This is a genomic window from Candidatus Pseudothioglobus sp. uisw_070, assembly GCF_059512545.2.
On sequence record NZ_CM183456.2, the window covers coordinates 565,649 to 588,401 of the forward strand.

At 35.3% G+C, this 22,753-nt stretch carries 19 protein-coding genes; 10 read left to right on the forward strand and 9 right to left on the reverse strand.

The genetic code is table 11. The features are described from left to right. Nucleotides 1–18 precede the first annotated feature (18 nt). The 7 genes from AC5YGD_RS02830 to AC5YGD_RS02860 all read right to left on the reverse strand — a co-directional run bounded on the left by AC5YGD_RS02830 (nt 19) and on the right by AC5YGD_RS02860 (nt 7,986). Nucleotides 19–1,266, reverse strand: a complete 1,248-nt coding sequence (locus AC5YGD_RS02830; RefSeq protein WP_496142043.1) for a CNNM domain-containing protein — start codon at nt 1,264–1,266, stop codon at nt 19–21. Between the two features lie 80 nt (nt 1,267–1,346). Beyond that, nucleotides 1,347–2,624: a phosphopyruvate hydratase gene (gene eno, locus AC5YGD_RS02835; protein WP_496142044.1), complete on the reverse strand. Its 1,278-nt coding sequence runs from the start codon at nt 2,622–2,624 to the stop codon at nt 1,347–1,349. A gap of 81 nt (nt 2,625–2,705) precedes the next feature. Next, nucleotides 2,706–3,812 (reverse strand): molecular chaperone DnaJ, encoded by a 1,107-nt coding sequence (gene dnaJ, locus AC5YGD_RS02840; RefSeq protein ID WP_496142045.1) that lies wholly within the window; start codon nt 3,810–3,812, stop codon nt 2,706–2,708. 75 nt (nt 3,813–3,887) lie between these two features. Next, nucleotides 3,888–5,795, reverse strand: coding sequence for a molecular chaperone DnaK (gene dnaK / locus AC5YGD_RS02845; RefSeq protein ID WP_271556589.1), 1,908 nt, complete (start codon nt 5,793–5,795; stop codon nt 3,888–3,890). Nucleotides 5,796–5,868: 73 nt separating this feature from the next. Further along, nucleotides 5,869–6,351 (reverse strand): pantetheine-phosphate adenylyltransferase, encoded by a 483-nt coding sequence (gene coaD, locus AC5YGD_RS02850; protein ID WP_496142047.1) that lies wholly within the window; start codon nt 6,349–6,351, stop codon nt 5,869–5,871. After that, on the reverse strand, nt 6,348–6,923 hold the full coding sequence (rsmD, locus tag AC5YGD_RS02855) for a 16S rRNA (guanine(966)-N(2))-methyltransferase RsmD (protein ID WP_496142342.1): 576 nt from the start codon (nt 6,921–6,923) through the stop codon (nt 6,348–6,350). Before rsmD ends, coaD begins: the two co-directional genes overlap by 4 nt. Nucleotides 6,924–6,948: 25 nt before the next feature. Beyond that, entirely contained in the window at nt 6,949–7,986 is a 1,038-nt protein-coding gene (locus AC5YGD_RS02860; protein WP_502319137.1) for a ribonuclease D, read from the reverse strand. Nucleotides 7,987–8,090: 104 nt separating this feature from the next. Between AC5YGD_RS02860 and AC5YGD_RS02865 the strand changes: the two genes are divergently transcribed. The 4 genes from AC5YGD_RS02865 to AC5YGD_RS02880 are packed head-to-tail and all read left to right on the forward strand — an operon-like array spanning nt 8,091 to nt 13,599. Further along, on the forward strand, nt 8,091–10,169 hold the full coding sequence (locus AC5YGD_RS02865) for an ATP-binding protein (RefSeq protein WP_496142049.1): 2,079 nt from the start codon (nt 8,091–8,093) through the stop codon (nt 10,167–10,169). After that, entirely contained in the window at nt 10,166–10,741 is a 576-nt protein-coding gene (locus AC5YGD_RS02870; RefSeq protein WP_496142050.1) for a response regulator, read from the forward strand. Before AC5YGD_RS02865 ends, AC5YGD_RS02870 begins: the two co-directional genes overlap by 4 nt. Further along, entirely contained in the window at nt 10,738–12,108 is a 1,371-nt protein-coding gene (gene trkA, locus AC5YGD_RS02875; protein WP_416687919.1) for a Trk system potassium transporter TrkA, read from the forward strand. Before AC5YGD_RS02870 ends, trkA begins: the two co-directional genes overlap by 4 nt. A 39-nt stretch (nt 12,109–12,147) precedes the next feature. Further along, a complete protein-coding gene (locus tag AC5YGD_RS02880) occupies nt 12,148–13,599 on the forward strand; it encodes a TrkH family potassium uptake protein (RefSeq protein WP_496142051.1) in 1,452 nt (483 codons plus the stop codon). A 47-nt stretch (nt 13,600–13,646) separates the two neighbouring features. On the opposite strand, the gene AC5YGD_RS02885 is transcribed toward AC5YGD_RS02880, so the two are convergent. Continuing rightward, entirely contained in the window at nt 13,647–15,662 is a 2,016-nt protein-coding gene (locus AC5YGD_RS02885; protein WP_271537771.1) for a sodium-translocating pyrophosphatase, read from the reverse strand. Nucleotides 15,663–15,816: 154 nt separating this feature from the next. On the opposite strand from AC5YGD_RS02885, the gene AC5YGD_RS02890 reads away from it, so the two are divergent. Beyond that, entirely contained in the window at nt 15,817–16,689 is an 873-nt protein-coding gene (locus tag AC5YGD_RS02890; RefSeq protein WP_496142052.1) for an EamA family transporter, read from the forward strand. A 50-nt stretch (nt 16,690–16,739) separates the two neighbouring features. Here AC5YGD_RS02890 and AC5YGD_RS02895 read toward each other — a convergent pair whose 3' ends face one another. Continuing rightward, nucleotides 16,740–17,204: an Lrp/AsnC ligand binding domain-containing protein gene (locus AC5YGD_RS02895; protein ID WP_496142053.1), complete on the reverse strand. Its 465-nt coding sequence runs from the start codon at nt 17,202–17,204 to the stop codon at nt 16,740–16,742. A gap of 136 nt (nt 17,205–17,340) precedes the next feature. Here AC5YGD_RS02895 and ehuB point away from each other — a divergent pair, with 136 nt between their 5' ends. From ehuB to ehuA, 5 genes are all read left to right on the forward strand, one after another. Then, nucleotides 17,341–18,183 carry an ectoine/hydroxyectoine ABC transporter substrate-binding protein EhuB gene (gene ehuB / locus AC5YGD_RS02900; RefSeq protein ID WP_271541642.1) on the forward strand — a complete coding sequence of 281 codons (843 nt, stop codon included), beginning with the start codon at nt 17,341–17,343 and terminating at the stop codon, nt 18,181–18,183. A 121-nt stretch (nt 18,184–18,304) separates the two neighbouring features. Then, nucleotides 18,305–18,973 carry an ectoine/hydroxyectoine ABC transporter permease subunit EhuC gene (gene ehuC / locus AC5YGD_RS02905; protein WP_496142054.1) on the forward strand — a complete coding sequence of 223 codons (669 nt, stop codon included), beginning with the start codon at nt 18,305–18,307 and terminating at the stop codon, nt 18,971–18,973. Between the two features lie 2 nt (nt 18,974–18,975). Beyond that, complete coding sequence (ehuD, locus tag AC5YGD_RS02910) at nt 18,976–19,641, forward strand: ectoine/hydroxyectoine ABC transporter permease subunit EhuD (protein ID WP_271541644.1); 666 nt, start codon at nt 18,976–18,978, stop codon at nt 19,639–19,641. Further along, a complete protein-coding gene (locus AC5YGD_RS02915) occupies nt 19,638–21,920 on the forward strand; it encodes a molybdopterin-dependent oxidoreductase (protein ID WP_496142055.1) in 2,283 nt (760 codons plus the stop codon). Before ehuD ends, AC5YGD_RS02915 begins: the two co-directional genes overlap by 4 nt. Before the next feature lie 46 nt (nt 21,921–21,966). After that, a complete protein-coding gene (ehuA, locus tag AC5YGD_RS02920) occupies nt 21,967–22,743 on the forward strand; it encodes an ectoine/hydroxyectoine ABC transporter ATP-binding protein EhuA (RefSeq protein WP_271537677.1) in 777 nt (258 codons plus the stop codon). The last annotated feature ends 10 nt before the right edge of the window (nt 22,744–22,753 follow it).

Here is a 22,753-nt window from a genome sequence, read left to right on the forward strand (position 1 = left end):
TGTTGGTAATGATAATACCTAATTAACTTTGGTGATTTTAACAAGTTTTACACCTTGCTTATTTACCTGAACGATTTCAATAATTAGTGAGTCCACTTTAAAAGAAACATTGTGTTGAGGGAAGCTTTGAAGTTGCTCGAGGATAAGACCATTAAGTGTTTTTGCATTGTCAAAAGGAAGGCTGACTTTAAGCTTTACATTCAACTCGCGAATACTAATCCTAGGGTCTACAAGGTAACTTCCATCAGATTGGATATTGATTTCATCAATACTTTCACTTTGAGAAGAGGTGAACTGGCCAACTATTTCCTCCAAAATATCATCTAAAACAACCATGCCTTGAACCTCTCCATATTCATCAACAACAATACCAAGTCTTCGTTTTTGAGTTTTAAAGTGTTCAAGTTGTTGAGATAAAGGAGTACCTTCAGGAATAAAATAAGGCTCTCTTATTATCTCTTTAATTTTGGCCATATTGATTTCATCTCTGGCGTATATATTCACAACATCCCTCATATGAATAGTTCCTATAATATTATTTTCAGAGCCATCAAAAATTAACAGGCGTGTGTGTTGAATTCTTTTTAATTGCTCAAATAACTCTTCTTCATTATTAATATCTGCACTTACGAGTTCATGATGAGGAATCATAATGTCATCAACTTTAACTTTTTCAAGATCAATAATATTAAGTAACATATTTTGGTAACTCTTGGATAATACTGATTTTGAATCAACAACAGCCATTCTAAGTTCTTCAGAATTGAGAATATCTTTACTAATGTTCTTCAATCCAAGAAAATTTAGAATAGATTTTGATATCAAAGATATTAGATATATTAGTGGCTTAAAAATTTTAATTAGAAGATCAAGAAGCCAGGAGGCAGGCAAAGCAATTTTTTCAGGGTTTTTTGCTGCAAATGTTTTTGGGGTGTTTTCAGCAAAAATTAAAATAACTAATGTTAAAGCTAAAGAGGCAATAATTACTGATCCCTCGCCCCAAATCTTCAGAGCAAGAAGGGTTGCTATACTTGCCGCAAGTATATTAACAAAGTTATTTCCTAGAAGAATTCCACCAATTAAATAATCAATATTTTTTAGAAGCCTTTCTACTCTTTGTGCCTGAAGGTTATTTTTTGAGCTCAAGGTTTTTAGGCGATAGCGATTCAACGCCATCATCGAAGTTTCAGATGCGGAAAAGAAAGCCGAAGCTAGAATTAGTACAAACAGTAAAACACTAAGCCAAAAAGTGGAAAGTGATTCCAATTAGTCACCCAAAATAATCAATCAAAGTTTATTTTAACCTTAAATTAGTCAAAAGTCTCTGAACAACTTGTTTGAGAGATTTATGACTGGTTTTTAAACGCAGCTAGACCAGGATATTTAGCTTCATCACCAAGCTCTTCTTCAATTCGAAGGAGCCGGTTATATTTAGCTAATCTGTCAGATCTAGACAAAGATCCTGTTTTAATTTGACCACAATTTGTTGCAACTGCAAGGTCTGCAATGGTGGTGTCTTCTGTTTCGCCGCTTCTATGAGACATAACACATGTATAGCCAGCATCTAGAGCCATTTTCATTGCATCAAAGGTTTCAGTCAGAGTACCAATCTGGTTAACTTTTATTAGAATAGAGTTTGCTATATTATTTTTAATACCTTTCGCAAGGATCTTACTATTTGTTACAAATAAATCATCACCAACAAGTTGAACAGAATTGGATAATTTTTGAGTAAGCATCTCCCAGCCCTCCCAATCATTCTCGTCCATACCATCTTCGATCGAAATAATTGGGTACTTCTCAACCCATGATGCAAGGTAATCTGTAAATTCAGAGTTAGTAAGTTTTAAGCCTTCTGAGGCCAAATTATAAGTTCCATTCTTATAGAATTCTGAGCTTGCTGCGTCTATCCCAATAAATATATCTTTTCCAGGGGTATAGCCGGCATTATTAATCGCTTCAATAATAACTTCTAGCGCTTCTTCATTTGATTTTAGATCTGGAGCAAATCCACCTTCATCACCAACTGCAGTATTTAATGCTTTTTGTTCAAGTACTGCTTTTAAATGATGAAATACTTCAGTACCATAGCGTAATGCTTCTTTAAAACTAGGAGCACCTGCAGGAATTATCATAAACTCTTGAATATCAACACTATTATTAGCGTGCTCACCACCATTAATAATATTCATCATAGGGACAGGCATTTGAAAAGTTTCTGAAAAGTCAAATGAACGAAATAATGATTGGTTTTTATTTTGCGCATTTGCATGAGCGCAGGCTAAAGAAACAGCTAATATTGAGTTTGCACCTAATCTAGATTTTGTATCAGTGCCATCCATATCAATCATTTTATGATCAATGGCTTTTTGATTAGATACATCCATACTTTTAAGGGAGTCACTAATCTCAGTATTAATAAAATTAACAGCTTTTAAAACACCTTTGCCCAGATAGCGGCTTTTATCACCATCTCTAAGCTCTAAAGCCTCTCTTTGTCCCGTAGATGCTCCTGATGGAACAATAGCCCTTCCAAGAATACCATTAGTTAAAATAACATCAGCTTCAACGGTAGGGTTACCCCTTGAATCCAGTACTTCACGTGCAATAATTTTTTTAATCATCTTTAAAAAAGGTTTTTAAGTTAGAGAAAAGAGTAATTTTATACTTGAGTAATTAATACTATGTTACAAATTGTTTCAAGTTTACTCAAAGAATGACTTCATCTTTCCAAAAAATGAATTTGACTCTGGGTGATGCTTTGCTTCGCATGAGTCTGAAAACTCTTTTAATATTTTTTTCTGTTTGGAGTTTAAGTTTACAGGCGTTTCGATTTTAACCTGGCATAGCAAATCACCAGATCCATTATGCCTCATAGCAGGCATACCTTTACCTCGCAGTCTAAATAATTTCGAAGATTGCGTTCCTGCAGGGACTTTAATTTTGAGCTTCCCTTGTAATGTTGGAACTTCTATTGAGCCACCAAGCGCGGATGTTGCAAAATCAATAGGGACTTCACAATATAAGTCATTACCATCACGCTCAAAAATTGAATGCTCTTTGATATGAATTTGGACATAAAGATCACCATGCGGTCCACCGCGTAATCCAGCTTCACCTTCACCACTCAATCGAATTCTATTTCCAGTATCTACGCCTGCAGGAATCTTAACTGAAAGAGTTTTTTGACTTCTTACAACACCCTGTCCACGACATGTACCGCACGGAGATTCAATTTTTTCACCTGAACCATTGCATTGATTACAAGGCCTTTGGACAGCAAAAAAACCTTGCTGCATAGTTGTTTGCCCTGTTCCGCGACAATTTATACAAGTTTTTACAGAGGTACCAGGTTTGGCGCCACTTCCAGAGCAAGGCTCACAGGTATCATTTTTGGGAACTCGAATTTTTACAGTATCACTTTCTGCGGCTTGCTTTAAATCTATTTCTAGGTCATAGCGAAGGTCAGAGCCTCTGTTATCGGGCTTTGAGTTGCCTCCACCAAAAATATCACCAAAAATATCACCAAAACCACCACCAGATCCACCAAATGGATTTCCACCACCAAAGCCATTACCGCCTTGCTCAACTCCTGCATGACCGAATTGGTCGTAGGCTGATCTTTTTTGAGGATCTGAGATTACATCATATGCTTTACGGACTTCTTTAAATTTTTTCTCGGAACCAGCTTTATCATCAGCATTTCTATCAGGATGATATTTCATTGCAAGACGCTTATAGGCTTTTTTAATTTTGGCCTCGTCTGCACCTTTATCAACGCCTAAAATTTCGTAATAATCTCTTTCTGCCATGGGTCCCTTATATTATTAAACCTCCCATGCACCAGACAAGGGAGGTTTTATTTATGTGTTAATTTCTTATGTTGCTTATTTTTCTTCATTAACCTCTTCAAAGTCAGCATCTACAACATCATCATTTCCTTCTGATTTGTCATCTTCACCACCTTCTGCTGTTGCTTTTTCTTGAGCTTTTTGGGCTAGAACTTGCGCTTTTTCACTTAGATTTTGAACCTGAGTATCGATTGCTTCTTTATCATCGCCTTTGATACTTTCTTCAAGCTCACTAAGCGCAGTTTCGATTGCACTTTTTTCATCGTCAGAAATTTCATCTTTTAGCTCTTCTAAAGATTGTTTTGTAGAATGCACCAAAGAATCAGCCATATTCCTTGATGTTACTAGTTCATGGAATTTTTGATCTTCTTCAGCGTGCGCTTCAGCATCCTTAATCATTTTCTCAACCTCATCATCAGAAAGACCACTTGAAGATTTGATTGTTATAGATTGTTCTTTACCAGTATTTTTATCTTTGGCAGATACATTCAAGATACCATCAGAGTCAAGATCAAGTGAAACTTCAATCTGTGGCTGGCCTTTAGGTGCATTTGGGATACCTTCAAGATTAAACTGACCGAGTGATTTGTTTGCACTAGCAACCTCTCTTTCGCCCTGAAGAACATGAACTGTTACTGCTGATTGATTATCTGCAGCAGTTGAAAAGACTTGAGATTGGTTGGTTGGAATTGTTGTATTCTTCTCAATCAATTTAGTCATTACCCCGCCCATAGTTTCAATACCTAGCGATAGAGGGGTTACATCAAGAAGTAGCACATCTTTAACATCTCCACCTAAAACACCCGCTTGAATGGCTGCACCCATTGCAACAGCTTCATCAGGATTTAAATCTTTCTTAGGCTCTTTTCCAAAAAAATCTTTTACCATTGCTTGAACTTTAGGCATTCTAGTTTGCCCACCGACAAGGATAACTTCATCTACGTCACCACTTGATAGTCCAGCATCTTTAAGTGCTATTTTGCAGGGATCAATTGATCGCTTTAATAAATCAGCAACTAGAGATTCTAGCTTTGACCTTGTCATTTTGATATTAAGATGTTTTGGACCAGAGGCGTCCGCAGTTATGTATGGCAAGCTTACTTCAGTTTGCTCTGATGAAGATAGTTCAATTTTTGCTTTCTCTGCAGCTTCTTTAAGTCTTTGAAGGGCCATCGCGTCTTTAGAAAGATCTAAACCCTGCTCTTTTTTAAATTCTTCTACTAAATAGTTAATGATTCTATGATCAAAATCTTCACCACCTAAAAATGTATCACCATTAGTTGAAAGAACTTCAAAGTGTTTTTCACCATCAATATCTTCCATCTCAATGATAGAGACATCAAATGTTCCACCACCTAAATCATAAACTGCAACTTTTTTGTCACCTGTAGATTTATCAACACCATATGCCAATGCAGCAGCAGTAGGCTCATTTATAATTCTTTTAACAGTTAGTCCTGCGATTTTTCCAGCATCTTTTGTTGCCTGACGCTGAGAGTCATTAAAGTAGGCTGGGACAGTAATTACTGCTTCGGTAACTTCTGATCCTAAATAATCTTCAGCCGTTTGTTTCATTTTTTGAATTACACGAGCAGATATTTCTGGAGCTGCCATTTTTTTACCTTTGACTTCAACCCAGGCATCACCATTTTTAGCTTTGATGATTTTATAAGGAACAAGATCAATATCTTTTTGAACCGCTTCTTCATCAAAGCGACGCCCAATTAACCTTTTGATAGCATATAGCGTATTTTCTGGATTTGTAACAGCTTGTCTTTTAGCAGGCTGGCCTACTAAGATCTCATCTGAGTCTTTAGGGTAAGCAATAATAGAAGGTGTTGTTCGGTTTCCTTCTGAGTTTTCAATTATCTTAGCAACTCCACCATCCATCACAGAGACACATGAGTTTGTTGTTCCTAAATCAATTCCAATTATTTTTGACATTCCATATACTCCTTGTATTTTTATATAAACCCTATTTAGGGGTTTAAAATATTATTTCAAGGTATTAATGAAATTATTTTTGAAGTGTGTCAAGGAGTATTGTTTTGACTTGGGCTGGAACAAATGGGCTAATATCACCACCAAGAGATAGAATTTCGCGAACCAAGGACGATGAAATATTAGCAAATTCTTCAGAGGGGGTCATAAACAAAGTTTCAATTTCAGAGTTAAGGCGCTTATTCATTCCGCTAAGTTGAAACTCATATTCAAAATCTGATACAGCTCTGAGGCCTCTAATAATTATTTGAGCATCATGATCTCTTGCAAAGTCAACTAGAAGAGAATTAAAACTTAATACTCTTGTGTTACTTAGAGATTCTATTGAGCTTTCAACTGCCCCAACCCTCTGATTAATAGATAAAAAACCAGATTTATTAGCATTTTGAGTAATTGCAATAATTACTTCATCAAAAATTTTTGATGCACGCTTTATTAGATCGACGTGACCGTTAGTAATCGGATCAAAAGAGCCGGGATATATTGCAATTTTTTTCATATTGCCTCTAAGCTTATCAGACAATAGTGAACATTGCCTGTTTTTTTCTGTTTTCTGATTCTACAATCATACTCAAGGTGATTTTCTAGGAGTGTAGGTGTTATTTCGTACTCAGACTCAATATAAACCTGGCTTTTATTATGTAGGTAATTTTTTTGAGATAACAGCTCAAGAGTGATTGGTATTAAATTTTGGTTAAATGGAGGGTCTAAAAAAACTAAATCGAAAGGATTATTGTTTTGCTTATTAAGAAGGATAATTGAATCACTATTATTCAGTTGATATTGAAAGTTATCAAGGAGCTTAAAATTAGATTCAAGACTTTTAAAAACTATTCTATTTTTTTCAATTAAACAGACTTTTTTGGCTCCTCTAGATATTGCCTCAAGGCTAAGAGCGCCACTTCCAGCAAAAGGATCAATAATGGTCTTATCAGCAATATTAAATTGGAGCCAATTAAAAAGGGTTTCCCTTATTTTTGCAGGAGTTGGACGAAGCCCTTCAGCATCAGGAAAGTTAAATTTCCTTCCTTTAAGATTTCCTGCAATTATTTTAAAAGTATTATCTTTGATAGAGCTAAAGTAATTAAATGATAAGTTAAGTTTCTAAATATGATTTTAGTTTAAATATTTTTGATCTCCATCCCCTGTTAATAGAAACCTCTTTATCACCTCTAATGAATTTAACAAGATTTTTTGATGAGCAAATAAGTTCAGGAGCAATATCATATTCAATCGATATTTTTTTAATATAATCCTGTGCATGATTTTTTTTCAGCTTTTCATCTGCAGATAATGGTTTTTGAGATAAAAGAGGGGCTTGAAGTTTTTTTTCAGTTTGGTTAGTGTTTAGAAATTTTTCAAAAAGCTCTTGAGAGCTTGAAGATAACTTATTTTTTCCTGTAGCATAATCTATTAAGCGCTCATCAGACATTATCCATTTACGAGGTTTATTTTCTTTCCTTGCAGTATCTTCTCGCCATATTACTAAATTTATTGCCTGTTTTTGTGACTTAGAATCTATTTTTGAAATCCCACTAGTTTTTTTAATAATTTGATTAAAATTTGGCTCATAAAGACTTTGCTCTAACAGGAAGCCAACTTCTTCACTAAGCCACTGAAGTTTTTTACTTTCAATTAACTCAGTTTTAAGCATTTTATAATGAGGAAGTAAGTATTTCACATCATCAAGTGCATACTGCAATACATCCTCTGGAAGGGGTCTTGTTTTCCAGTCGAATCGTGTATGCTTTTTTTCTAAATAAATATTTTGTAATGTTTCAGTTAATGCTTGATATGATACTTGAAGAGGGTAATTTAATAGTGAGGCCGCAATTTGAGTATCAAAAATTGTATGAGGTATTCTTTCAGATAAGTAATAAAGAGCCTCAATATCTTGTCTAGCAGAATGAATAACCCAAATAGTTTTACTATCGTATAGTTTTTCAAAAAGAGGTTCTAAATTTTTAATTGCAAGAACATCTATGCACTCTAAATAGTTACCAGCTGCAATTTGAATTAAGCAAAGTTCTGGGAAATATGAATCAATTCTTCTAAACTCAGTATCAATTGCAAGAAGAAAGTCATTTTGAATACTTTGCAGATATTTGTTAAGTTGTAGCTCGCTTGAAATCAAAGGAATTATCTCAGATAGATTGTTGTATTTTATCAACAACTCATGCTAGTAATAATTCATTTATGAGATAATCAAAACACTTTAATATTTTACCAACAAAATTTATGTTGCTAAATCAAGCTTTTTCTATAAAAGAAGCTCCTCGTGCCTTGTTTTGGATTGGTGTCTTTGTAATTTCATTTTCTGGAATGTTTTATCTTGGTTTAAATCCTGAGTTAATTGAAAAGTGGTACCTAGTTTTAGTTGGATTTAATATTCTAATGAGCTTGATTGCAATATATTATATTGTGCTTTCCATGAGAAAGTTAAAGCTAAATACCGAGCAAGGAGTAATCGGATCAAAATTTACGTGGTCTTTTATAAAAATTGTTCCAGTTTTGGTTTTACTTCCAGTTTTATCATTTTATTTATTTTCTTTTGGATCAATCAGAGATAATCTTCAAATTGCTGAAATGCAATTTGATGAATTTAACTTAAAGGTGGGAGGTGAGGTTGACGAACTCTATCAAAATACCAATAATGTTGCGATTAAGTATTATGAAGATAGAACTCGTAATATAGGAAAACTTGTCAATTATTTTGATGCACCCACAGCAACAAATGAAAAAATGCAAGTAGTATTAAACTTGCTAGTCCAAGATGATTGGGCATGTGAATTACAGCTTTTTGATGCCTTAAGTAATATTGTGGCACAAAGTAAAAGTGAAGAAGCGTGTTTAGCGGACTATGGATATACTGCTTCAACAGATGACTTCACTCTTACCGCCTACTATGCTTCTGACATGAGTATTAGTAACTTAACTTCAAAAATGATGCGTTTTAGAAATGCTGCAAAAGATGCTGAGTTGACACTTAACTCTTCTATTATTAAAACTCGTTTTCTGACCGACTTTACCTCAACAATTTTATTATCAGTCTTAAGCGCTTTGCTTATTGTTTTTCGTATGATTGATCAGTTGATGAGGCCAATGCAAAACTTGTCAGTTGCTACAAGAGAAATTTCTTCTGGAAACTATGACGTAGAAATTAAGCTAGATCCAAAAAATAAGGATATGCAAGATTTAATAGGACATTTTAATGAAATGAGCAGTAGAATCAAGCAATCTAGAGAGGGTCTTGATACACATAATCTTTATTTAGAAACAATTCTAAAGTACTCTTTTGGCGTTATTGCTCTTAACCAAGATAAGAAGATACAAATTATTAATCCAGTTATTGGTAAGATACTTCAAATTGAAGATGAGATGAAATTTATTGGGCAGTCATATGATAATGTTGTTAAAAATTATGAGAATCTAAGCCCACTTTTTTCATTTATTCAAGGGGAGATTGATAACGAGTCGTTAGAGTGGAGTAATGAAATTGAATTAACACTTGATGACAGGAGTCGGCTTATTTATTGTCAAGGTGCAGTCTTGGAGGTGGAAGGCAAAACACTTGGTTACGTAATTATAATCAATGATATCTCCAAGCTAAATAGAGCACAAAAGAAGGCGGCATGGGGAGAGGTTGCAGTTCGTATGGCGCATGAAATTAAGAATCCACTTACCCCTATATTACTTTCTGCACAAAGGCTTAGGAATTTATTTTTAGAAAAGCTAGATAAGAAGGACTCAGCAATTATAAATAAAACAACTCAAACCATCATGGATCAGGTTGCATCTATGGATTCTATGGTTAGTGCTTTTGCAAATTATGCAAATACTCCTGAAATTCAAAAGACTCTTTCGTCACTAAATTCTCTAATAAATAAGTCGGCCTCGCTATATGATAATCACAGTGGCATAAGGGTTGACTTAGATTTGAGTGGAGATTTACCTAAACTTCAGCTTGATAAAGATGCTATTTCAAGAGTATTAATTAACTTAATTAAAAATGCAACTGAAGCGAAGAAAGAAAAAGATCAGCTTAACATTAAAATTAAGTCAAGAGTTATGAAAAAAGAGGGAATCGTCCGAATAACAATTATTGACAATGGTAATGGATTTCCTGAAGATATTATTGATAAAGTATTTGAGCCTTATATTACAACAAAAGAAAAAAGTGGAGGGCTTGGGCTTGCCATAGTTCAAAATATTATAGAGCAGCATGATGGTCAGATATTTGCAAGCAATGTAAAACCGCATGGGGCTAGAATAACAATTGAATTCAGTATAATTAATGCCCTAAAGGAGATGAAATGACACAAGATTCTATATTTGGTAAAATATTGATTATCGATGATGAGAAAGATAATACTGAAATTATTAAAGATATTCTTGAAGATGTAAGTTATACGACCATGCTTGCTAGAAGTGCTAATGAGGCAAAAGCAATACTAACTGCCAACTCTTTTGATTTAATACTAATGGACGTTTGGATGCCTGGTCAAGATGGTATTTCACTTTTATCAGAATGGTACTCTGAGGGCCTATCAACTCCTGTAGTAATGATGTCAGGGCATGCTGAGCCAAGTGATATTGTTAAAGCGATGAAGCTTGGTGCTGTAGATTTTTTAAAAAAACCCCTTCATGATTTTTTACCAATATTGCGAAATATTATGACACGTAAAGAGCCAGAAAAATCAAGTCAGCAAGTTAGTGGTATTGACTATTCTCTTAAGCTTAAAGAAGCTAGAAATATTTTTGAAAGTCAATATTTACTCCATCATCTTTCAGTTAATGATAATAATATTGCAGTTGTTGCAGAGATTGCAGGCCTAGAAAGAACAACGTTATATAGAAAACTTAAAGATTTAGGGATTGACAAGAAATGAAAATATTAATTCTAGGCGCTGGTCAAGTTGGGTCAACTCTTGCAAAGTACCTTTGTTCAGATGACGATAACGATATTACAATTGTTGATCAAAAAGAAGAAATGTTGACCCCATTACAGAGGCATTTAGATATAAAAACTGTTATTGGCTATGGTGCATATCCAAGTGTGTTAGAAAAAGCTGGCATTAAATCCATGGACGTAGTTATTGCTGTAATGCGCTCTGATGAGCGAAATATGGTTGCTTGCAGGATGGCGCATACCTTATATAACGTAAAGAAAAAGATTGCTCGAATAAGGACTACTGAATATTTACTCAGACCGGAAATATTCTCTAATGATGCGTTACCAATAGACTTTTTAATTACCCCTGAGAATTTAATTACCGAATATATCCAGGGTATTGTTGAGCAACCTGGGGCCTCTCAAGTATTTGATTTTGAAAATGGGCTGGTGCAACTTGTTGAAACGCGTGCTTTCATTGGAACGCCAATTGTCAATAGGCCTATTAAAGAGCTTCATGAGCATATGCCTGATGTCAAAATACGCATAGTAAGCCTTTATCGAAATGAAAAAGCTATCCCTGCCAAAAGTGATACTATTATAAGAGAGGGAGACCAAGTCTACTTCCTAGCTAAAAAAGATCATATTTCTAGAGCTTTAAAAGAGTTTAGGCGTGCTGAAAATACTTATCAAAAAATCTTCATTGCTGGAGGAGGAAGTATTGGTATTAATGTTGCTAGACTTCTTGAAGACACTCACAATATAAGGATTATTGAGCTAAGTGAAGATAGAGCTAAGTATTTAAGTGAGAAGCTTAATAATACCTTAGTGCTTCAAGGTAACGCTTCTGATGAAGACCTGCTAAAGGAAGAAGGCATTGAAAATACAGATCTATTTTTAGCTTTAACTGACTCAGATGAAGTAAATGTTATTGTATCAATTTTAGCTAAGCGTCTGGGTGCTCATAAAACTATTGCACTAGTCAAGCGTGATGTTTATGCTGCTCTCGCTGAGCAAAGTGGAGATGTAGATATTATTGTTTCTCCTGACCAAATTACAGTAAGTGGAATCTTATCTCATCTTAGGAAAGGTGACTGTATGAAGGTTCATTCCTTGCAGCATGGAAAAGCTGAAGCGATAGAGATAGTGGTTCATGGCAATGAAAAAACATCTGAGGTAGTTGGAGTTCAAATTAAAGATTTACCTTTACCTGAAGATGTAGTTGTTGGAGCTATTGTAAGAAATGATGAATTATTAATGGGCTCAAAAAAACTAGTTATAGAAGAGGGAGACCACGTTTTAATGGTATTAATGGATGTTGGTAAAATTCATGAAGTTGAGACTTTATTCCTTGAGAATGATTAGTTGTTGCTTTCAATCAAATACTAAAAAGGTATGGACTAAATGCAGTTAAGTATTGTTGCAAAAACTTTAGGCCTTCTTTTAATGGTTTTCAGTTTTGCCCAGGTACCTCCAATATTAGTAGACTTGATATACTCTGAAGGCGAGTATCTAACTTTTGTATTTTCATTTATCCTTACTGTATTTGGAGGCCTTGTATTATGGTGGCCATTTAGAGCAATAAAGAAAAGCTTTCGACTTAGAGAAGGCGTTTTAATAGTCGTTAGTTTTTGGATTGTTTTGTCTCTTTTTGGAACGCTTCCTTTTCTAATTACTGAATCGATTAGTAATCTTTCATTTTCAAATGCATTTTTTGAGTCAATGTCTGGCTTAACAACAACGGGCGCTACTGTTTTAAGTCAGCTTGATGATTTACCCAAAAGTATTCTTTTTTATAGGCAGCAACTTCAGTGGCTTGGAGGCATGGGAATTATTGTTCTTGCTGTTGCAGTCCTGCCTCTATTAGGCGTTGGAGGAATGGAGCTTTATCATGCAGAGTCTAGTGGTATTGCGAAAGATAGGCTCACGCCAAAGTTGCGAAATACTGCGATAGCTCTTTGGAAAATTTACCTTTCGTTGACTGTTTTATGCGCACTTGCTTATTTCTTTTCAGGAATGTCTATTTTTGATGCGGTTAGTCACAGTTTTTCTACGGTTGCAATTGGAGGTTTTTCAACCCATGACAGCTCTATTGGTTATTTCAACTCGATACCAATAGAAATGATTACTATGTTTTTTATGTTTTTAGCGGGTATTAATTTTTCATTACACTTTGTAGCGTGGAATAACCGCTCACTTGTTGACTATATTAAAGATTCTGAATTTAAAACCTATGCAATGGTTTTGCTTTCTGCGTCTGCCATTGTAGTAACTGCCCTTTCTCTAAATGGTGAGTATGGCTCAACTTCAGAAACAATAAGGCACAGCTTATTTCAAACTATTTCAATAGCTACCACAACTGGCTTTACCTCACAAAATTACAGTAACTGGCCAGCAGCAATACCTGTTTTCCTAATAATGGTTAGTTTTATTGGTGCATGTGTTGGATCCACTGGAGGCGGAATTAAAGTGGTTCGGGTGCTTGTCATGTTTAGATTAGGAATGAAAGAAATACATAAGTTTATCCGCCCTAATGCTCAGGTTAGTATTAAGTTAAATAATGCTAGTATCAATGAAAAAGCTCTAGTTTCAGTACTTGGCTTCTTTTCACTCTACGCTATTTCTTTTATTTTTATTATGATGTTGTTAATGTTTGCAGGTTTAGATCAGGTAACTGCCTATTCTGCAACAGCAGCAACGATGAATAATCTTGGACCAGGCCTTGGAGAAGTGGCACAGAACTACGGATCTCTGGGCGAAACAGCTAAGTGGATTTTGAGTTTCTCAATGCTGATTGGAAGGCTTGAGGTTTTGACCATTATTGCCATTTTCCATAGAGCTTTTTGGAGGCATTAATAAGTTTATCAGCCCCACCAGGATGGCAGGGCCGATAGAGTAACTTTTTACAATAACGGCGCAATAACTAAACTTACAATCGCCATTACATTGATAAGAATGTTCATCGCTGGACCAGAGGTATCCTTAAACGGGTCACCAACAGTATCACCTACAACAGTAGCTGCGTGAGTATCTGTACCTTTGCCGCCTAAGTTTCCTTTTTCAACATACTTCTTAGCGTTATCCCAAGCGCCGCCCGCATTAGCCATCATTAGAGCCATTAGAACACAGCCAAGAAGAGCGCCACCAAGCATTCCGCCAAGTGCTTCAGGGCCAATAAGGAACCCTACAATAACGGGGGCTGCTACTGCAATGACTCCTGGAAGAATCATTTTCTTAAGTGCTGCAGTTGTAGCAATATCAACGCATTTAGCAGTATCTGGCTCTGCTTTACCTTCTAGAAGTCCTTTTATCTCTTTAAACTGTCTTCTTACTTCTTCAATCATTTCAAAAGCAGCATCTCCAACAGCAGTCATCGTAAGAGAGGCTATTAAGAATGGAATCGTGCCACCAATAAATAGGCCAATTAAAACGTCTGCACTATTTAACTCGAGTATAAAGTTCATACCCATTGCGGCGTAATTAGCACTAACCGTCTCAGTATAGGCAGTAATAATCGCAAGGGCAGCAAGAGCAGCAGCGCCGATCGCAAATCCCTTACCAATAGCTGCAGTTGTATTGCCAAGCTCATCAAGAGAGTCTGTAATCTTACGAGTATCCTCTCCAAGTCCAGCCATTTCTGCAATGCCGCCTGCATTATCTGCAATTGGTCCATAAGCATCAATTGCCATAGTCATACCGACCGTTGCAAGCATTCCTATTGCAGCAATACCAACACCATACAAGCCAACAAAAAGATTAGAGACATAAATAATTAAGCAAATCATCAATACTGGAATTACAACAGATTGCATTCCTATTGCTAGGCCTTTAATCATTACTGTTGCAGCACCAGTTTTTCCAGATTCCGCAATATCTCTAATTGGCTTTCCAGCAGTATAGTATTCAGTAACAAGACCAATAATGATTCCGCCAAAGCTTCCCATTAGGACAGCTACCCAAATAGAATTTGAGACATCTAAAAAATCGATTAGAAAATAAGATGTAACGATAAATAATAAAGCAGAGCCAATTGTTCCCATTCTCAAAGCAGATTCAGGTGATTTATTTGAAGATAATTTAACAAATAAAATTCCAAGAATTGAGCAAACCAGGCCAAGTGATGCAAGCGCTAAGGGAAGAGACATTAACTCAGCTCGGTTTCCACCAAGTGAAGTAAGACCATCAATAGCAAGAGTAGATGCAATTGCTATTGTTGCAATCATTGAGCCACAATATGACTCAAAGATATCTGAGCCCATACCAGCTATATCACCTACATTATCACCAACATTATCAGCAATAACTGCAGGGTTACGAGGATCGTCTTCTGGTATCCCTGCCTCTAATTTACCAACTAAGTCAGCTCCAACATCAGCACTCTTGGTAAAGATACCGCCGCCAACACGAGAGAATAGTGCAACAACTGAGGCGCCCATAGCAAAACCATGAAGTGCTTCTGAATGCTCTGCACCAAAGAAGTAGTAAAGTCCGCCTAGTCCTAATAAACCAAGAGCCGCAACCGACAAACCCATTACTGAGCCACCAAAGAATGCAACAGTTAGGGCAGCAGAGCTTCCGCTATCATGAGCCGCTTGAGCTGTTCTTACATTAGCAATAGTTGCTGTGTTCATGCCTATATAACCAGCGGTGGCAGAAGTAACAGCTCCAACAAAGAAACATAAGGCACTTAAAGGGCCAAGGAATATATAAAGTAATACTAATAGGGCTAAAGCAAACATGCTTAGCATTTGATATTCACGCTTCATGAAAACAATCGCGCCAATATGAATTTGTTCACCAATTTTTTTAACGTCACCACTTCCACCATCTTGTTTACTTATCCATTGATATATAAATACAACAATAAGTAAGCCTAAAACACCAAGTGCAGGTGCTATTAAATTTTGATCAAAATCCATTTCCTCTCCTTAAAATAAAATGAAGCGGCAATGATATCCTAAAGTGTTTAAAAATTGGAAAAAAAATACCAGTTTTGAATTGAAATGAACTAAATTAGCTATAAATTTATCTTATAAAATTAAATTTATAAATTTTTGTTGTTTTGGATTCAAAATGTTTGTAATTCGATTTGCACTTCTATCCTCTTTTTTTTATGCACTTAATGTAACTATGGTGCCGTTAATTTATACTTTTGAGATTAGCGCTTTTTTATTTTTATTTGTTCGCTTTGGCACAACTTTCTGTACTTCACTGCTTGTTACCAAAAGTCTTTTCTCTTTTAACGAAATTAAGCATCAAAAACTGGGCATTTGGATTCTTATTCTTTCTGTTTTATTCGGTGTGCAGTCCTGGCTTTATGTTGAAGCAGTAAAATATATGTCGGTAGGGCTTGCTAGTGTTGTGCTTTTTACTTATCCCTTAATTACTTATTTAATAGTTTCACTGACAAAGCGAAGATCTCTCGATTTAATAACAATACTTATGTTTATACTTGCAACTCTAGGAATTGCTGCGCTCTCTCAGAGTTCAGAAGGCTTTTACACAATGGTAATTGGGATAGTTTTAGCCTTACTTTCAGCAATGACCTATTCTTTAATTTTAATTACAACGCCAAAAGTAAGTAGTTTAAAAAACTGGGAAATTGTTAAATACACTACTCTTATTCCAGCGCTTACCTTCTTATACTTGTTTATAAATGAAACTGGTTTTTATTGGCCGCAAAATGAAGGAATAATTCTGTCTCTCATTTCGGGAACTTTTTTTGCTACAGGAATGATGTTTTATCACATGTCTGTTCGTAAATATGGCCCTATAAGAACTGCTAATATTGGCTATACAGAACCTCTATTGGTGCTAGTTTTCGGTTTTATGGCATATTCAGATGCAATTACTATTACTCAGGGAATAGGGGTAATCATGGTAGCAATTGCTTCAATTACAATTGAGAGGAGGCAATTAAAGCAAGATAAACGACTTAAGATGTAAACTATCCTTTAGAAGCTAATAGCTCATTTATCTTTAACTGAGAAACAAAGCTAGTCAATTGGAATAGATAAATTTTCTTTAACTTTATTCATAACCACCATTGAACTAAAGCGTTTGATATTTGGATTTTCTAAAAAATATTTTTTTGTAAAATCTTCATAATCTCCCATTTCTTTAAAGGTAGCCATTAAAACATAATCATAATCACCAGTAACGTAGTAACACTGCATAACTTCTGGAGCATCAAACATTGTTTTTTTAAATTGAATATCAGGCGCTGTGCCCTCTATATCACTAAGTATCTGCACTATAATGGTAATTTTTCTATCCAGTTGATTGCGATCTAAAACTGATATATCTCTTTCTATAATGCCAGTTTTACGCATTGAATTTAATCTTCTTTGACAGGCCGAAGATGATAATCCCACTGCTTTCGCTAACTGCTGAGAAGTAATCTTATTATTTTCTTGGACAATTTTTAGAATTTTGTAATCAAAACTATCTAATTTATTCATAATACGATGTTATCACATAATTTATTTAAAAAAATCAAAATAATGCGTAAATTATGCAAATTTTAGCAAATCTAAATCTTTCTAATCTTAATGATAGTGTTAAACTTTGCCTTCATAAATAAAAAAGGAGAACTTTATGAAAAAAATCATTTCGATTTTTACATGTTTTTTTCTTGTTTTAGGTTTAGCACAAACATCTTCTGCTGAATCTGATACATTAAAAAGACTTAAGAAACAAGGATATGCAACAGTTGCTGTTGCAAATGAACCACCTTACAGTGATATTAAATCTGATGGCTATGTTACTGGTGCTGCACCAGATGTTGCGCGTGCTGTTCTTGCCGTTCTAGGTGTTCCAGAGTTAAAAGCTGAGGTTATTATGTATGGTGCTATGATTCCTGCTCTACAAGCAAGAAGAGTAGATATGGCAACTTCTGGTCTTTACATTAAGCCTGGCAGATGTGAGTCTATCATTTATTCTGAGCCTGATTTATGTGGCGCTGAAGCTTTTGCTGTTCCAGCTGGAAACCCAAACAACCTATTAACTTATGAAGACATTGCTGCTAACCCAGCTTTAAAAATGACTACATGTGCTGGTTGTGCTGAAGAAAAATATGCTTTAGAGCGCGGTGTAAGTGCTGATCAGATTGTTTATTTTGATGCGCCTCCAAGTGGTATTAAGATGCTACAACAAGGTAGAGTTGACGTTTTTGCTCTATCAGGTTTAGGTACAGCAGATCTACTTAATAAAACTAATGATCCAAACCTTGAGTTAATAATGCCTGTTACAGGTGTTCCAATGGGTTGTGCTGGTGCAGCATTTAACAAGGATGATTTAGAGTTCAGGTCTGAATACAATATGGCTTTAGCTATGTTAAAGGCTACTGGAGAGTTTGAGGCAATTATTGCGCCTTATGGTTTCTCTGCGGCTGCAACTGCTTCGAAGTCTTATTTGACTCAATGTCCTGATGGAATGTAAATTTATTCTTTAACCTTATTCTGCCCTGTAAATATTAGTGGCAGTGTTTGTTTTTAGAGTTTATTTAGTAACCTAATCTGCCCTGTCGTTTTTTACAGGGCAGTTTTTTTTAGAGTTTTTTATGAATGAAGTTTTAGAGTTTTACCCACTACTTATTAAAGGAACTATCACAACGATACAGTTGACTGTAATGGGTGCAATCTTAGCACTCATTGTTTCATTTATTGTTGGAATTGCACGAATATCATCATTTGCCTCAGTAAGAGTAATAGCAATTGTTTATTTAGAATTTTTTCGTGGCAGTTCAGCTCTTGTTCAAATGTTTTTTATTTATTTTGTTTTACCAATGTGGGGCATTTATTTTGATGCCATAACAGCGGGCGTTATTGCTTGTGGCCTGAATGTTGGTGCCTATGGATCAGAAGCTGTAAGAGGAGCTTTACTTGCTGTTAGCAAGGAGCAACATGAGGCATCAAAAGCTTTAAACTACTCAAGTTACGAGAAATATAGATACGTTATTATTCCTCAAGCAATTCCAATTATGATTCCTACATTTGGGAATCTACTTATTGAGCTGATGAAATTAACAGCAGTATGCTCTCTTATTACTATTTCAGATCTTACTTTCATGGCCCAAATAATTAGGGTTCAGACTGCTTTAACATTAGAACCATTCCTATTAATTCTCATTATTTATTTTATTATTGCTACAGTCTTAGTTCAGATAGTAGACATGATTGCTAAGAAGTTTTCTAAAGGTAGAAATATTATGACCGCAGGAGATAAGTAGTCATGGAATGGAATTGGGATCATGCATATGCAGTCTTACCTCAGCTTCTTAAAGGCTTAGTCATTACAATTGAAGCTACGATTGTTGCATCTTTAATTGCTTATATTTTAGGATTAGCGATAGCTATTTTCAAGATGTCTAAAAGCAAGTTTGTGCGTGTTTCCTTATATTGGATGACGGAGTTTGTTAGAAGAACACCAATCCTAGTGCAGTTATATGTTGTATTTTATGTCCTTCCTGATTTTGGAATTTTCCTAGAAGCCTTTACATGCGGGGTAATTGTATTAGGTATTCACTTTAGTACATATACGTCTGAAGTTTTTAGGGCTGGCATTGATAATGTTTCTAAAGGTCAGTGGGAAGCTGCAAAGTCTCTAAACTATAATCCATATCAAGCTTGGAAGCATGTTATTTTGCCTCAAGCTATCCCCCCTATGATTCCGCCACTTGCAAACTATTTGATCACAATGTTTAAAGAGACGCCATTGTTGGCATTTATTACAGTAGTTGAATTATTTAGAGCAGCGGATCAATATAGTAATAGTTATTACACTTATCTTGAGCCTATGACCCTTGTTGGGGTGTTCTTTTTAATCGTATCTATTCCCTCAGCAATGCTAGCAATGAAATTAGAAAAGAAATTTAAGCCAATAAAGGTGACTCGATGAATTTCGTAAGTTCGCACTGGGGAACTTATAATTTTTCAGTAGATAACAATAAAAAAATACAATTAGATAATTGGGGGTTAGATTCGGCTCCAACAGAATTTGGTTTAGGTTTAGCTGATGCTGCTATCGATAATCTAAGAATTACTCAGCCTCATGTAAGAAAAGGATGGCTAGATAATATAGGTAAAAGTGATGGTAGAAGGGGCCAAGATGAGTTTATACCTGTCAGTTGGGATGAGGCTTTTGAGCTTGCATCTAAAGAGCTATTAAAAACTAAAAATACCTATGGTAATTCAGCAATTTATGCCGGGTCGTATGGATGGGCAAGTGCTGGAAGATTTCACCATGCTAAAAGCCAAGTTAATCGTTTCTTTAATTTATTTGGAGGCTTTAGCTCATCATTTCAAAGTTACTCATACGCTGCAGCGCAGACCCTCCTCCCTCATATAATTGGTTTAGACTTATATACAACACTAGAGGAGCATACGACCTGGAATGCTCTATCTGAGGAGTGTGAGTTAATATTAATGTTTGGCGGAATGCCATTAAAAAACTCTAAAGTTTCAGCTGGAGGCGTAGGAAAGCACGTTACCAAGTTAGGCATAAAAAAGTGTTTTGATAAAGGGGTTGAATTTATTAATATTAGCCCTCTTATAGATGACGCGCCTAAATTTTTAAAAGCACAGCAAGTTCCTATTCGGCCAAATACTGATACCGCTTTAATGTTGGCTCTAGCTCATATTTTGATTAAAAATCAATCTTATGATAAGGGTTTCATAGATAAATATACTGTGGGATTCGATAGTTTTTCTGACTACGTACTAGGCAAAAAAAATAATCAAGAATGCAGCCCTGAATGGGCATCAAAAATTACAAGTATTCCTGTCAAAACAATCTACGAGCTAGCAAATAAAATAATAACAAAAAAAACCATGATTTCTTTATCTTGGAGCCTACAAAGAGCATCGAGAGGGGAGCAGCCTTTGTGGATGGGAATTACTCTTGCGGCAATGCTAGGCCAAATCGGAACTGCCAGTGGTGGCTTTGGATTTGGATACTCTAGTGTAAATAGTACAGGTGATTCATTTGATAAAATTCCTTGGCAAAGCCTGCCTCAAGGTAAAAATAAGATTAAAGATTTTATTCCAGTTGCAAGAGTAACCGATATGCTGGAAAACCCAGGAGGGGAGTTTGATTATGATGGAAAGAAATTAACATACCCAGATATAAAATTAATTTATTGGGCGGGAGGAAATCCCTTTCATCATCATCAAGACTTAAATCGACTGACTAAAGCTTGGCAAAAACCCAATACAATTATTGTTAATGAAATTTGGTGGAATTCTCAGGCTCGTCATGCCGATATTATTTTCCCAGCTAACACCGCTTTAGAGAGAAATGATTTAATGTTGAATCCAAGAGATCCAACAGTTGTAGCGAATAAAAAAGCCATGAAAAGCTATAAAAATTCAAAAACTGATTTTGAAATATTTTCAGGGTTATCAAAAAAACTGGGCTTTCTAGAATCATTTACTGAAGATAAGAGTGAATTGGATTGGATAAAATTTATATGGAATAACAGCTCAAAAGCACATCAAAAAAATATAAGTTTTCCAAGTTTTGAAGAATTCTGGGAAAAAGGGTATTTTGAACTTCCAGCCCCAAAGATTGAAAAAATTATGTTTAATGATTTTAGAAAAGATCCAATTAATTTTCCTTTAAATACCCCTTCAGGAAAAATAGAAATATCTTCTGAAACTATATCTAACTTTCAATTAAGTGATTGCTTCTCCCACCCTTACTGGTTTGAGCCATATGAGTGGTTAGGAAACATAGATGAATATCCATTGCATTTAATTTCAAATCAGCCAACGCATAGACTCCACAGTCAGCTTGATAACGCTGCCAATAGTCAGAACAGTAAAATAAAAGGCAAGGAGCCAGTGATGATTAATCCATCAGACGCTCTAGAAAGAGATATTCAGGATGGTGATATTGTGATGTTATTTAATAAAAGAGGAAGGGTATTGGCTGGCGCAAATATTTCTGATAGTGTTATGCCTGGAGTTGTTGTACTGTCAACTGGCGCCTGGTTTGATCCAGACTATGCTTTAAATTTAGAGAGACATGGTAACCCTAATGTTCTCACAAAAGATGTTGGAACTTCGTCTTTAAGTCAAGGACCAACTTGCCATACAACTTTAGTACAAGTAGAAAAAGCAAAGAGAGAGGAAATTGTGGATGTGAATATTTTTAAAACTCCAGAAACCCTTAATTGATAAAAATACTTAAACAAAATTAATAACTAACTAAAAATTTAATACTATGAATAATATTATACAGTTTGAAAATGTTTCAAAATCTTTCGGAGATTTAAAGGTTTTAGATAAGTTAAATTTGGAAGTGAAAGATGGTGAAAAATTAGCTTTGATAGGGCCAAGTGGTTCTGGAAAGACAACAATCTTACGAATTTTGATGACACTAGAAACTATTGATGATGGCTTTGTTTCAGTTAACGGTGAATATTTATGGCATGAAAAAAATAATGGAAAAATTATCCCGGCCTCTGAAAATCATCTTCACAAAATGCGTGATCATATTGGGATGGTCTTTCAGCAATTCAATTTATTTCCTCATCTAACTGCTATTGAAAATGTTGAACAGCCCCAGATCTTAATAAAGAAAAGATCAAAGCCTGAGGCGAAAGATAAGGCTGAAGAATTATTTAATTTAATTGGGCTAAACGATAAAAAAGATCATTATCCTCATGAATTATCAGGTGGCCAGCAGCAACGCGTAGCAATAGCTAGAGCTTTAGCTATGGAGCCAAAAATTATGTTGTTCGATGAAGTTACCTCAGCTCTAGATCCAGAGCTTGTTGATGAGGTATTAACTGTTCTTCGTAAGTTAGCATCTGATACGGATACTACGATGTTAACGGTTACTCATGAAATGAACTTTGCACGAGAATTTGCAGATAGAGTTTTATTTTTTGATGCGGGTCAAATAGTGGAGTCTGGAAAGCCTGAGAATATTTTTGCAAATCCAGAAAAGAGACGAACTAAAGAATTTCTTAAAAAATTTATTAACAACGTCAATTAATACTAAACCT

Bases quoted from the DNA above. Each gene is read 5' to 3' on its own strand.
- eno (WP_496142044.1), bottom strand. From the start codon at position 2,624: ATGATTAAAAAAATTATTGCACGTGAAGTACTGGATTCAAGGGGTAAC.
- dnaJ (WP_496142045.1), bottom strand. From the start codon at position 3,812: ATGGCAGAAAGAGATTATTACGAAATTTTAGGCGTTGATAAAGGTGCA.
- dnaK (WP_271556589.1), bottom strand. From the start codon at position 5,795: ATGTCAAAAATAATTGGAATTGATTTAGGAACAACAAACTCATGTGTC.
- coaD (WP_496142047.1), bottom strand. From the start codon at position 6,351: ATGAAAAAAATTGCAATATATCCCGGCTCTTTTGATCCGATTACTAAC.
- AC5YGD_RS02865 (WP_496142049.1), top strand. From the start codon at position 8,091: ATGTTGCTAAATCAAGCTTTTTCTATAAAAGAAGCTCCTCGTGCCTTG.
- AC5YGD_RS02870 (WP_496142050.1), top strand. From the start codon at position 10,166: ATGACACAAGATTCTATATTTGGTAAAATATTGATTATCGATGATGAG.
- trkA (WP_416687919.1), top strand. From the start codon at position 10,738: ATGAAAATATTAATTCTAGGCGCTGGTCAAGTTGGGTCAACTCTTGCA.
- AC5YGD_RS02880 (WP_496142051.1), top strand. From the start codon at position 12,148: ATGCAGTTAAGTATTGTTGCAAAAACTTTAGGCCTTCTTTTAATGGTT.
- AC5YGD_RS02885 (WP_271537771.1), bottom strand. From the start codon at position 15,662: ATGGATTTTGATCAAAATTTAATAGCACCTGCACTTGGTGTTTTAGGC.
- AC5YGD_RS02890 (WP_496142052.1), top strand. From the start codon at position 15,817: ATGTTTGTAATTCGATTTGCACTTCTATCCTCTTTTTTTTATGCACTT.
- AC5YGD_RS02895 (WP_496142053.1), bottom strand. From the start codon at position 17,204: ATGAATAAATTAGATAGTTTTGATTACAAAATTCTAAAAATTGTCCAA.
- ehuB (WP_271541642.1), top strand. From the start codon at position 17,341: ATGAAAAAAATCATTTCGATTTTTACATGTTTTTTTCTTGTTTTAGGT.
- ehuC (WP_496142054.1), top strand. From the start codon at position 18,305: ATGAATGAAGTTTTAGAGTTTTACCCACTACTTATTAAAGGAACTATC.
- ehuD (WP_271541644.1), top strand. From the start codon at position 18,976: ATGGAATGGAATTGGGATCATGCATATGCAGTCTTACCTCAGCTTCTT.
- AC5YGD_RS02915 (WP_496142055.1), top strand. From the start codon at position 19,638: ATGAATTTCGTAAGTTCGCACTGGGGAACTTATAATTTTTCAGTAGAT.
- ehuA (WP_271537677.1), top strand. From the start codon at position 21,967: ATGAATAATATTATACAGTTTGAAAATGTTTCAAAATCTTTCGGAGAT.